The organism is Agrobacterium bohemicum (assembly GCF_002896715.1).
Classification (GTDB): domain Bacteria; phylum Pseudomonadota; class Alphaproteobacteria; order Rhizobiales; family Rhizobiaceae; genus Agrobacterium; species Agrobacterium bohemicum.
In genome coordinates, this window is the sequence record NZ_PGEL01000016.1 from 105242 (window position 1) to 116786 (window position 11545).

Annotated in this window: 9 protein-coding genes and 1 pseudogene; 4 read left to right on the forward strand and 6 right to left on the reverse strand. The window is 56.5% G+C overall.

What is annotated here, in order from left to right; translation table 11 throughout:
- Positions 1 to 24: 24 nt before the first annotated feature.
- The 3 genes from CUC55_RS02305 to CUC55_RS02315 all read left to right on the forward strand — a co-directional run bounded on the left by CUC55_RS02305 (position 25) and on the right by CUC55_RS02315 (position 4297).
- Positions 25 to 342 carry an FAD assembly factor SdhE gene (locus CUC55_RS02305; RefSeq protein WP_103086857.1) on the forward strand — a complete coding sequence of 106 codons (318 nt, stop codon included), beginning with the start codon at positions 25 to 27 and terminating at the stop codon, positions 340 to 342.
- The gene (mfd, locus tag CUC55_RS02310; protein ID WP_103086858.1) at positions 339 to 3836 is read left to right on the forward strand and encodes a transcription-repair coupling factor; all 3498 of its coding nucleotides are present in this window, start codon (positions 339 to 341) and stop codon (positions 3834 to 3836) included. Before CUC55_RS02305 ends, mfd begins: the two co-directional genes overlap by 4 nt.
- 131 nt (positions 3837 to 3967) lie before the next feature.
- Entirely contained in the window at positions 3968 to 4297 is a 330-nt protein-coding gene (locus tag CUC55_RS02315) for a hypothetical protein (RefSeq protein ID WP_067652650.1), read from the forward strand.
- A gap of 21 nt (positions 4298 to 4318) precedes the next feature.
- Here the strand turns inward: CUC55_RS02315 and CUC55_RS02320 are convergent.
- From CUC55_RS02320 to CUC55_RS02330, 3 genes and pseudogenes are all read right to left on the reverse strand, one after another.
- A pseudogene (locus tag CUC55_RS02320) lies at positions 4319 to 5264 on the reverse strand (DMT family transporter).
- A gap of 53 nt (positions 5265 to 5317) precedes the next feature.
- Positions 5318 to 5989, reverse strand: coding sequence for a DsbA family oxidoreductase (locus tag CUC55_RS02325; RefSeq protein WP_067652654.1), 672 nt, complete (start codon positions 5987 to 5989; stop codon positions 5318 to 5320).
- A 91-nt stretch (positions 5990 to 6080) separates the two neighbouring features.
- The gene (locus tag CUC55_RS02330; protein ID WP_103086859.1) at positions 6081 to 7907 is read right to left on the reverse strand and encodes an extracellular solute-binding protein; all 1827 of its coding nucleotides are present in this window, start codon (positions 7905 to 7907) and stop codon (positions 6081 to 6083) included.
- Positions 7908 to 8227: 320 nt separating this feature from the next.
- On the opposite strand from CUC55_RS02330, the gene CUC55_RS02335 reads away from it, so the two are divergent.
- Complete coding sequence (locus CUC55_RS02335) at positions 8228 to 8878, forward strand: invasion associated locus B family protein (protein WP_067652660.1); 651 nt, start codon at positions 8228 to 8230, stop codon at positions 8876 to 8878.
- A 72-nt stretch (positions 8879 to 8950) separates the two neighbouring features.
- Here the strand turns inward: CUC55_RS02335 and hspQ are convergent, their stop codons facing one another.
- The 3 genes from hspQ to CUC55_RS02350 all read right to left on the reverse strand — a co-directional run bounded on the left by hspQ (position 8951) and on the right by CUC55_RS02350 (position 11242).
- On the reverse strand, positions 8951 to 9280 hold the full coding sequence (hspQ, locus tag CUC55_RS02340) for a heat shock protein HspQ (RefSeq protein WP_067652662.1): 330 nt from the start codon (positions 9278 to 9280) through the stop codon (positions 8951 to 8953).
- Between the two features lie 148 nt (positions 9281 to 9428).
- The gene (gene glnA, locus CUC55_RS02345) at positions 9429 to 10838 is read right to left on the reverse strand and encodes a type I glutamate--ammonia ligase (RefSeq protein WP_067652664.1); all 1410 of its coding nucleotides are present in this window, start codon (positions 10836 to 10838) and stop codon (positions 9429 to 9431) included.
- A gap of 65 nt (positions 10839 to 10903) precedes the next feature.
- Positions 10904 to 11242, reverse strand: coding sequence for a P-II family nitrogen regulator (locus CUC55_RS02350; protein WP_103086860.1), 339 nt, complete (start codon positions 11240 to 11242; stop codon positions 10904 to 10906).
- Between the last annotated feature and the right edge of the window lie 303 nt (positions 11243 to 11545).

Below are 11545 nucleotides of genomic sequence, written 5' to 3' on the forward strand. Positions count from 1 at the left end.
CAAGTCAACAAACAGGTGAATGCGATGACAGGACTGGTGCGCACAAGCGCTGACCTCGATCCGAGGCGCAGGCGGATTCTTTATCGGTGCTGGCATCGCGGCATCAGGGAAATGGACCTTGTTCTCGGCCAGTTCGCGGAGGAGAACATTGCGGACCTTTCGGAAGAGCAATTGGACGAGCTTGAAATCATCATGGACGAGGAAGATCAGGACCTCGTGCAGATGGTAACGGGTGCGCAGGCTATCCCTGNAAAATTCCAGACGCCGTTGTTCCACACGATCATCTCCTACCGCCCGGATTTCGATCTGGTCACTGCGCAGAATGGACACAGCTCNAAATGATAGCCGGATTCGATGTCAGGCTGGTGGCATCGGCCGATACGCCGTTGACCATTGGAAATGTGCCGACCGGCACGGAAGCGTTTCTTCTGGCTGATCTGGCGCGACAGGGCACGCCTGTTGCCTATGTGCTGTCCGATGGCCAGCGCGTGGCCGATCTGGAGCAGATGCTCGGCTTCGTTGCGCCTGACATCCCCGTTCTGTCATTGCCCGCCTGGGATTGCCTGCCTTACGACCGTGTGTCGCCCAGCGCGCATGTATCGGCTCGCCGTCTTGCCACCCTGTCCGGTCTCATCCACCATCAGAAAAAACCGCATGCTGCCATCGTTCTTGTTACCGTAAATGCCATGCTTCAAAAGATGGCACCGCGCGATGTCATCGAGAGCCTCGCTTTCTCGGCCAAGCCCGGCAACCAGATCCGTATGGAAGACATTGCTGCCCGGCTGGAGCGCAATGGTTTCGACCGCGTGGCGACGGTGCGCGAAGTGGGTGAATTTGCCCTGCGCGGTGGCATTCTCGACGTGTTCGTTCCCGGGACGGAAGAGCCGGTGCGGCTGGATTTCTTCGGGGACACGCTGGAAAGCATCCGCACCTTCGATCCCGCCAGCCAGCGCACCATTGGTCAGGCTCGGTCGCTCGACCTTAGCCCGATGAGCGAAGTGACGCTGACGCCGGATACGATCAGCCGCTTCCGCAAGAACTATCTGTCGATGTTCGGCGCTGCGACGCGGGACGATGCGCTGTATCAGGCCGTATCCGAGGGCCGCCGTTATGCCGGCATGGAGCACTGGCTACCCCTGNTTTACGAAAAGCTGGAAACGGCCTTCGATTATCTCAAGGGTTTCCGCATCGTCACCGACCACACAGCCCGCGAAGCCGCCGTTGAGCGCTCCAAGCTGGTGCATGATTATTTCGACGCGCGCCAAACCTCCGGCCAGACAAAGGGCGCAACGCAGGGCGCACCTTACAAGCCTGTACCGCCCAGCCAGATTTATCTTGGCGGCAAGAGCTTTGACGAGGCGTTGAATGCCGTCAACGCGGTGCGCCTGACACCCTTCAACGAGCAGGATTCGAAAGACAAGCCGGTCGCCACGCTGGACGCCCATGTCGGTCCGCGCTGGGCAAAGTCGCAGACGGAGAGTGAGAGCGAAGAGCGCGTCAATGTGTTCACGCNTGCCGTCAAGCATATCGCGGAGCGCCGCTCCAAGGGCTGGAAGGTTCTGATCACCGGCTGGTCTGAGGGCTCGCTCGACCGCATGTTGCAGGTGCTGAACGAGCACGGGCTTGAGAATATCAAGACCATCCAGTCGTTCAAAGAGATTGAAAAGCTTGGCAAGGGCGAGGCCGCTGCTGCGGTTCTGAGCCTCGAAGCGGGTTTCGAAACCGGCAATCTTGCCGTCATCGGCGAGCAGGATATTCTCGGAGACCGCATGGTGCGCCAATCCAAGCGTCGCAAGCGCGGTGCGGATTTCATCTCTGAAGTCGCCGGTCTGGACGAGGGTTCGCTGGTCGTCCACGCCGAACATGGTATCGGTCGCTTCGTCGGTCTTCGCACCATCGAGGCGGCGGGTGCGCCGCGTGATTGCCTTGAGTTACATTACGCCGATGAGGCCAAGCTTTTCCTGCCGGTCGAAAACATCGATCTTCTTTCGCGTTACGGCTCGGATGCGGCGGAAGCCAATCTTGACAAGCTGGGTGGCGGCGCATGGCAGATGCGCAAGGCCAAGCTCAAAAAGCGCCTGCTGGATATGGCGGGCGATCTCATCCGTATTGCAGCCGCGCGCATGGTGCGCCACGCGCCGACGCTTATTGCGCCCGATGGCCTTTACGACGAATTTGCCGCCCGTTTCCCCTATGACGAGACGGAAGACCAGCAGAATGCAATCGATTCCGTTCGCGACGATCTGGGTGCAGGTCGCCCGATGGATCGCCTGATCTGCGGTGACGTTGGTTTCGGCAAGACGGAAGTGGCGCTGCGCGCCGCGTTCCTCGCTGCCATGAACGGCGTTCAGGTAGCCGTTGTCGTGCCGACCACACTGTTGGCACGCCAGCATTTCCGCACCTTCTCCGAACGCTTCCGTGGCTTGCCGATTCGCGTTCAGCAGGCGTCGCGCCTCGTCGGCGCTAAAGAGTTGGCGCTGACGAAGAAGGAAGTGGCCGAAGGCAAGACGGATATCGTCGTCGGCACGCATGCGCTGCTCGGTGCTGGCATCAATTTCGCCAATCTCGGCCTTCTCATCATCGATGAGGAGCAGCATTTTGGCGTGAAGCATAAAGAGCGTCTGAAAGAACTGAAGAGCGACGTGCATGTGCTGACGCTTTCGGCCACGCCCATTCCGCGTACTCTTCAGCTTGCGATGACCGGCGTTCGCGAGTTGTCGCTGATCACCACTGCGCCGGTGGACCGCATGGCGGTGCGCACCTTCATCTCGCCATTCGATGCGCTGGTCATCCGCGAAACGTTGATGCGTGAGCATTATCGCGGCGGCCAGAGTTTTTATGTCTGCCCACGTCTTGCCGATCTCGCCGATATCCACGCCTTCCTGCAATCGGATGTGCCGGAATTGAAAGTAGCGGTGGCCCACGGCCAGATGGCGGCGGGCGAGCTGGAAGACATCATGAACGCCTTCTATGACGGCAAATATGATGTGCTGCTCTCTACCACCATCGTGGAATCCGGGCTGGACGTGCCGACGGCCAATACGCTGATCGTCCACCGTGCCGACATGTTTGGCTTGGCGCAGCTCTATCAGTTGCGTGGTCGCGTGGGCCGCTCCAAGGTTCGCGCTTTCGCGCTGTTCACGCTGCCGGTCAACAAGGTGCTGACAACGATGGCTGAGCGCCGTTTGAAGGTGCTGCAATCACTCGATACGCTGGGCGCCGGTTTCCAGCTTGCCAGCCACGATCTGGATATTCGCGGCGCGGGCAATCTGCTGGGTGAAGAGCAGTCCGGCCACATCAAGGAAGTCGGCTTCGAGCTTTACCAGCAAATGCTGGAGGAGGCCGTGGCCGAAGTGAAGGGTGAGGACGATGTCATCGACACCGGCTGGTCGCCGCAAATCTCGGTCGGCACATCGGTCATGATCCCGGAAAATTATGTGCCCGATCTGCATCTGCGCATGGGTCTTTACCGCCGCCTTGGCGAGTTGACCGATCTGAACGAAATCGATGGCTTCGGTGCCGAAATGATCGACCGCTTCGGTCCGTTGCCGAAGGAAGTGCAGCACTTGCTCAAGATCGTCTACGTCAAGTCGCTGTGCAGAACCGCCAATGTCGAAAAGCTGGATGCTGGCCCGAAAGGCGTCGTCGTGCAGTTCCGCAACAAGGAATTCACTAACCCGGCAGCACTGGTCGGCTATATCGCCAAGCAGGGCTCCATGGCCAAGATCCGGCCTGACCACAGCGTGTTCCTGACCCGTGATCTGCCGACGCCGGAGAAGCGTCTGGCGGGGGCTGCCATGGTGATGACGCAGCTGGCAGAACTGGCGAAATCCTGACGAATAAAGGGTCGCCGTTTCTTACGGCGATTTAATCAAACGGACATCTGGCCGTAGGATTGAGAGGCATAGTCTTGGCTTTATCGGCTCGGCATTTTTCGCCGACAGCCGTTGAACGAAGGAGCAGGACTATGTTGACCACCATGAACAGGTTCGTCACCGCTGGTCTGGTTGCTTTGACAATTGCGGGCACCACAATTGCCACCACCAGTCAGGCAGAAGCACGTAACAATTTCGGGCGCGGATTGGCTGCCGGTATTGCCGGAACAATCGTCGGAGGTGCGCTTATCGCTGGGGCATCTCACCACTATTACGGCTCGCCCGGGTATGGTTACACACCGGTTTACAGTCAACCGGTTTACGGCCCGCCGGTCGCCTATGAACCCGTTTATCCTCGCTGCCATCTTGCATGGCGTCAGGATGGCTACGGCGACATGTATCGAGTGCGTGTCTGCGATTGATGTGTGCCGAGGGCGGGCTGATCAGTCCGCCTTTTCCCCATTGCTCTCCGGAGTCATTGCGATGGCAACATTCTGGTCTGCCGCCGCAATCGACGTTGGCAACGTAACGTGTCTTTGCCGCTCACGGATGAGCGTGATCAGCCCTGAACCGATGATGAGGGCAATGCCAACCAGCATCCAGCCATCGACGTGATCGCCGAAAATCAGATAACCGAACAGGATGGCCCACAGCATCTGACTATATTGAGTGGGTCCGATCACTGCCGCAGGCGCGTATTTCGCCGCATACATGATAAGCACATTAGCGAGAGCACCGAGTAGCCCGTAACCGGCCAGAAACATCCATTGTTCGGCATTGGGTGGCGTAAAGGACGATGTCATCGCCACGCCGCAAATCACCAGCGTTCCAAGCAAGCCCGCACCATAAAGTGAGATATTCNTTTCCGATGGCCCCATGGCGCGGAAGATGACGATGGAAATCGCACCGCACAGACCCGCAACGATGGCTGCGAAATGGCCGGTCGAGAGCTCGCGGAAACCGGGTCTCAGAATCACCAGCACGCCAGCAAAGCCGATGATGACGGCAGACCAGCGCTTTATGCCGACCTGCTCCTTCAGAAACAGGACAGACATAATGGTGACGAAGGCAGGCAGCAGAAAGATGAGCGCGAAGGCTTCGGCCATCGAGAGATGGGTGAAAGCGGTGACCGAGGTGATGGCACCGAGGCCGGATGTCACGAAACGCAGCAGCCATAGGGGGCGGTTGGTGGTGCGGACGATATCGCGCCAGTCGTCATTGCGCTTGCGAATGAAGGGCAGGGCGCAGAGCCCGAACAATGCGCCGAAGAAGGCAGACTGAATGGGCGATAATTGCCCTTCTATGAGCTTCACGCTCGCATCGCTCCAAGCGTAAGCCGCAAAGGCTGCAAATGCGAGCNAAAATGCCCTTCAACGTGCTATCGGACACAGAAACACCAAGCTATTAGGGGCCGGAAATCGACAGCGATATTGCGCTGCCAATCAGTTCATTGCCCTATGCTCTTCCAGCTTCAATCTGGCAATATCCCGCAATGCATTAATCAGTACTTCCTTGCTCTGCGCACCGCTGACCGCATATTTCTGGTCGAGGATGAAGAAGGGAACACCGGCAACGCCCATTTGCTGAGCGGCATCGATTTCCGCGACAATCGTCTCTTTGTCGGCATCGGAGCTGAGCAGCTTGGTGACCACATCCCGGTTCATTCCGGCTTTTTCACCGATATCAGCCAGCACGGCGTGATCGCCAATGTTGAGGCCTTCTTCGAAATTGGCGCGGAACAGTTCGTTTACGACCTTGTCCTGAAACTCACGACCTTCCGCATGTGCCCACAGCGACAGACGGTGTGCATCCAGCGTGTTCGGACCGACTTTGATGGCGTCGAAGTTAAAGTTGATGCCGACTTCCTTGCCAAGCTGTGTCAGCATTTCATGCGCCTGCTCGACCTTTTCCTTGCCACCGAGCTTCTTTTCCAACTCGGCCTTCTGATCGACGCCCTCTGACGGGTAATCCGGGTTGAGGCGGTAGGGACGCCAGTTCACGTCGACGCTGACTTCATCCATAACTTCAGCCAGTGCGAGATCGAGNCGCGCCTTTCCTAGGTAGCACCAGGGGCAAACCATGTCCGAGACGACGTCGATAACAATACGCTGCATGGTGCTTCCTTTCAGAATTTGAATACCTGCCCCATCTAGGGGCGTTGCCGACCATGCGCAAGACGTTACCAAAAGAGAACCGTGTGGGCGTTCACTGAACGCGAGCATCCCACCATGTCTGTTTCTGGTTGCCGACCATTGGTGTTATCTCCGGGCGGGCAATATATTTCCAGCGGGCCACCCACTGCGCGCCGATGTGATACAGCGGAATAATATAATGCCCGGCCGTCAGCAGCCGGTCATAGGCCCGTACCGCCGCCTGAAAATCCTCCGTGGAACGTGCCTGCNAAAGCGCCTCCAGCATGCGGTCCACATCAGGGTCGGCAACGCCTGCATAGTTGAAGCTGCCGTTGGCATCACGTGAGGCTGATCCCCAACGGTTCAACTGTTCGGCACCCGGTGAAAGGGAGGATGGCAGTGAGCGGATGATCATGTCGTATTCGAAGCTGTTTGAGCGCGCCTGATATTGCCCGTCATCCACCGAGCGGATGGCCATGTCGACGCCGATCAGCCGCAGCGAACGTTGGTAGGCAAGTGCGATCCGTTCCTGCGCCGGGTTCTGTGTCATGATCTCGAACGAGAGCTGGCGGCCTTGCGCGTTCGTCATCTTGCCGTTCTTGATCGTATAGCCACCGTCTTTCAGCGTATCGACAGCCAGTTTCAAAACGGTGCGGTCAGCACCTGAACCATCGGTAACCGGCATGGCGTAGGTGCCGGCCAACAGTTCTGGCGGCAGCTTCTTGGCTGCATCGCCAAGCAGGGCGAGCTCTCGTGCATCGGCGGCATTGCCGAAAGCGCCGAGCGGCGAGTTCTGGTAGTAGCTCTGCGTGCGTTTGAACGATCCGCCCATGATGTTGCGATTCATCCATTCNAAATCGAGCGCGAAAGACAGGCCTTCACGCACCTTTTCATTCGCGAAAATGGATTTTCTGGTGTTGAAGACGAGGCCGAACATGCCCGATGGCATTCGTGGTTCGAAAATGTCTCTCGCGATGTCGCCGCGATGCACTGCCGGGAAATTATAGGCCTGTCCCCAATGGGACGTGTCGGCAGATCCGTTGATGGCATCTCCTTCGGGGTAGATGTCGATATCGCCCTTCTTGAAGGCCTCGAACATGGTGGTGACCTGAAGGAAATAGAGAATGCTGATTTCGTCGTAATTGTCGAAGCCGACCTTCGATGGCACATCCTTGCCCCAGTAATCAGGGTCCCGCTCCCATATGACCCGCTCTCCGGGACGCAAGGATTTGATTCGGTATGGACCAGAGCCGACAACCGGGCCCAGACCGCTCTGTTCGAAGGTAGCGGGGTCGATGGCGTGTTTCGGCAGGATCGGCGTCGAGGAAGCGAGAATCAGCGGCGTTTCGCGGTTGGCATTTTCGTTGAAGGTGAAGCGAACGCCATGCTCGCCGATCTTCTCCANTTTTGCCACCCCGTTCAGGCGGCTGTTGAATGGCGGGCGGCCTTTGTCCTTCAGAAGATTGAAGGTGAAGATCACATCTTCTGGCGTGACCGGTTGCCCGTCCTGCCANTTTGCCTTGGGGTTGAGGTTGAACTGAATGTATGTGCGGTCGTCGTCCCACTCGGCGGTTTCCGCAAGCAGACCGTAGAGCGAGAACGGTTCGTCGCCGGAGCGCTGCATCAGCGGCTCATACAAGAGATTGCCGAATTCCGGGTCCCAGACACCGCGTGCCGTTGTGCGCATGCCCTTCAAAATGAAGGGATTTAGGCTGTCAAAGGTGCCGACTACACCGTAGGAAACGCGACCGCCTTTTTTCACGTCAGGGTTCACATAGGGGAAGCTCTTGTAATCTGCGGGCAGGGCAGGTGTCCCATGCATCGAAATTCCATGAAGAGGTTCCGCCAGCGCCAGACCTGAAAAAAGAAGGGCGGGGATGAACGCCAAAAGGCTTCGCATGTTAATGTCCTGTCGCATTCTGGCTATCTAATCACGGTATGTCGCTTTGACGCGAGACCGCTCGCCTTGTATTGATTCCCGCGCGAATGTATCACACACGACTATGGCAGGCATCGGACGACGGAAAACTTGTCGGCCTTCAACAAAAAGTCAAAGAAGTGCTGGATATCGCGCCCAGCGGGATGTAACAGAGTTGCCGAAACAGTCGGGTCACGCATTTGCCTCATTTAAAAGACAGTGGAACGGGCAGACGGATACCGGTGATGTTAAGCAGTTCGTACCGTTCTGCTTCACATAAAAATTTAGGAGACGGAACTGTTATGATGCCAACCGCAAACACAATCACCCGCGCAGCCTTGGCTGCTGTTGTTGTTTCTCTGGGTGCCGTGTCTGCACCTGTCGTGTCGCAGGCCCAGCAGGCGGCTGCCGGAGGCGCTGGCGCACCACCGCTCGGCTGGTTCAAGACATGCAGCAAGCAGGAAGACAATGATGTTTGCGTCGTGCAGAACGTTGTTCTCGCGCAGAACGGCCAGATGATCACGGCTGTCGGCCTCATCAGCGTCGAAGGCAAGGTCAACCGCAAGCTGCTTCAGGTTTCCGTACCAACGGCGCGTCTTCTGCCACCCGGCGTGATGATGCAGATCGATGGTGCCAAGGGCCAGAAGCTGGATTACGCTGTTTGCCTTCCAGACAAGTGCACGGCTGAAGTACCTCTGACGGATGCGATGATTGCCAGCATGAAGAAGGGCACGGAGATCGTGTTCACCTCCATCAACTTCCGTCGCGCGCCAAACCCGATTAAGATTGCCCTGTCCGGCTTCACCGGTGCTTATGATGGCCAGCCTATCACGCAGTCCCAGCTTGCAGAAAGCCAGCGTTCGTTGCAGGAAGGCATGCAGAAGAAGGCTGAAGAAGCTCGCAAGAAGCTCGAAGCCGCTCAGGACGCTGCAAAGTCCAAGCCTGCAAACTAATCATTCAGACAATAAAAAACCGGCTTGAAATTTCAGGCCGGNTTTTTGTTGTCTATATGTTCGTTCAGTAGATCAATGCGTCATTGCTGACTTCGCCCGCAGCTCACCATTGGGAGTGGTGTCGAATATGCGGGAAATATTGGGGTTGCGAAGCGGCTGGTCACTCTCGTCATGAACGAGGTTCTGCTCCGACACGTAGGCGACATACTCGGTGTCATCGTTTTCTGCCAGCAGGTGATAAAACGGCTGGTCGCGATCCGGGCGTATGTCCTGCGGAATGGCGTTCCACCACTCTTCGGTGTTTGCATATTCCGGGTCCACGTCGAATACCACACCGCGGAACGGAAACACCTTGTGACGAACAACCTCGCCAATGGTAAATTTTGCGTCTCTTTGTTTCATGGCATGCACATCCTTTCCCAACACAATTTGGGGTCTGAATGGAAAATATCAAGATATTTGGTGTCGATCCCGCATTTTCTTCAGTCACTCGGCAATAGGCTAAGCAAAAAGAAAGGCGCCCCGAAAGGCGCCTTTTTTGTTTTCTCGATCAAGCCGAGTAGTACATGTCGAATTCGACAGGATGCGGTGTCATTTCGAAGCGCATGACTTCATGCATCTTCAGTTCGATGAAGGCATCGATCTGGTCGTCATCGAAGACGCCGCCAGCGGTCAGGAACTTGCGATCCTTGTCGAGGCTGTCGAGTGCTTCACGCAACGAACCGCACACCGTTGGAATCTTCTTTAGTTCCTTCGGCGGCAGATCGTAGAGATCCTTGTCCATCGGCTTGCCAGGATGGATCTTGTTCTTGATGCCATCAAGGCCAGCCATCAGCATCGCGGCAAAGCCGAGATAAGGGTTCTGGGCTGGGTCAGGGAAGCGGACTTCGACGCGCTTTGCCTTCGGGTTGGAGCCGAAAGGAATGCGGCACGAGGCAGAGCGGTTGCGGGCGGAGTAGGCCAGCAGAACCGGTGCTTCGTAGCCTGGCACCAGACGCTTATAGGAGTTGGTCGTCGGGTTGGTGAAGGCGTTGATTGCCTTGGCATGCTTGATGATGCCGCCGATGTAGTACAGGCAGCTCTCGGACAGGCCTGCATATTCATCACCAGCGAAGGTCGGCTTGCCGCCCTTCCAGATGGACTGGTGAACGTGCATGCCCGAACCGTTATCGCCGAAGATTGGCTTTGGCATGAAGGTTGCTGTCTTGCCGTAGGCGTTGGCCACCTGATGCACGACATATTTGTAGATCTGCATCTTGTCGGCGTTGCGCACCAGCGTGTCGAACTTCACACCTAGCTCATGCTGTGCGGCTGCGACTTCGTGGTGATGCTTTTCAACGACAACGCCCATTTCGCCGAGCACGGTCAGCATTTCGGAGCGCATGTCCTGGAGGCTGTCGACTGGCGGAACTGGGAAATAGCCGCCCTTGACGCGGGGACGGTGGCCAAGGTTGCCGGTTTCATAGTCGGTGTCGTCGTTGGACGGCAGCTCGGACGAATCCAGCTTGAAGCCGGTGTTGTATGGATCGGCCTTGTACTTCACGTCATCGAAGACGAAAAATTCAGGCTCGGGGCCGACGAAGATCGTATCGCCGATACCGGATGCCTTGAGATAGGCTTCGGCCTTCTTGGCGGTGCCGCGTGGGTCGCGATTGTAGGCTTCGCCCGAGACAGGGTCGAGAATGTCACAGAGAATGACCATTGTGGACTGGGCGAAAAACGGGTCCATGTGAACGGTTGCCGTGTCTGGCATCAGCACCATGTCTGACTCGTTGATGGCCTTCCAGCCGCCGATGGAGGAGCCATCGAACATGACGCCATCGGCGAACATGTCTTCATCCACGCAGGCAATGTCCATCGTGACATGCTGCAGCTTGCCCTTGGGGTCGGTAAAGCGCAGGTCTACGAACTTGACGTCGTTGTCCTTGATCTGCTTCAGAATATCGTTTGCGGTCGTCATTTGAAACTTTTCCTTGAGTGTTTTGATAACAAGGTGAAGCCCCGGCTTTCCCGGGTTCAGTCTTTTTATATGGCGTCGACGCCTGTTTCACCCGTACGGATACGAATGACTTCTTCGACGTTGGAAACAAAAATCTTTCCGTCGCCGATACGGCCTGTCTGGGCCGCGTTGCGAATGGCCTCAATCACGGCATCCGCATTTTCATCCGCGAGCACGACTTCGACTTTTACCTTCGGCAGAAAGTCTACGACATATTCTGCGCCGCGATAGAGTTCCGTATGGCCTTTTTGACGACCAAAGCCCTTAGCTTCCGTAACCGTTATTCCCTGAAGTCCGACTTCCTGAAGGGCTTCCTTCACTTCGTCGAGCTTGAAAGGCTTAATGATCGCTTCGATCNTTTTCATGAGAAAATATCTCTCCGCTTATTCCGTTAAAGCGGTCAGTTCCGCTCTGTCACAAGAATGCACGTATCGTGCCAGATCGGAAGCCGCTTTGAATAAAAAAACTTCGAAAAATGGTTGTGCGAAGCTAATTTTGGCACGTCTTCCCCTGTTTTCGTGAACTNAAATAGCGTTCTGATGAACAGGCACGATGANTTTTTCACGANTTTGCCAAATCTCCAACCTGCTCTCATGGCGCATGGTCACGGATATGAGTGGCTANTTTTTGCTCATTTGACCTTATTTTATGCACTTCGTTATGCCTAA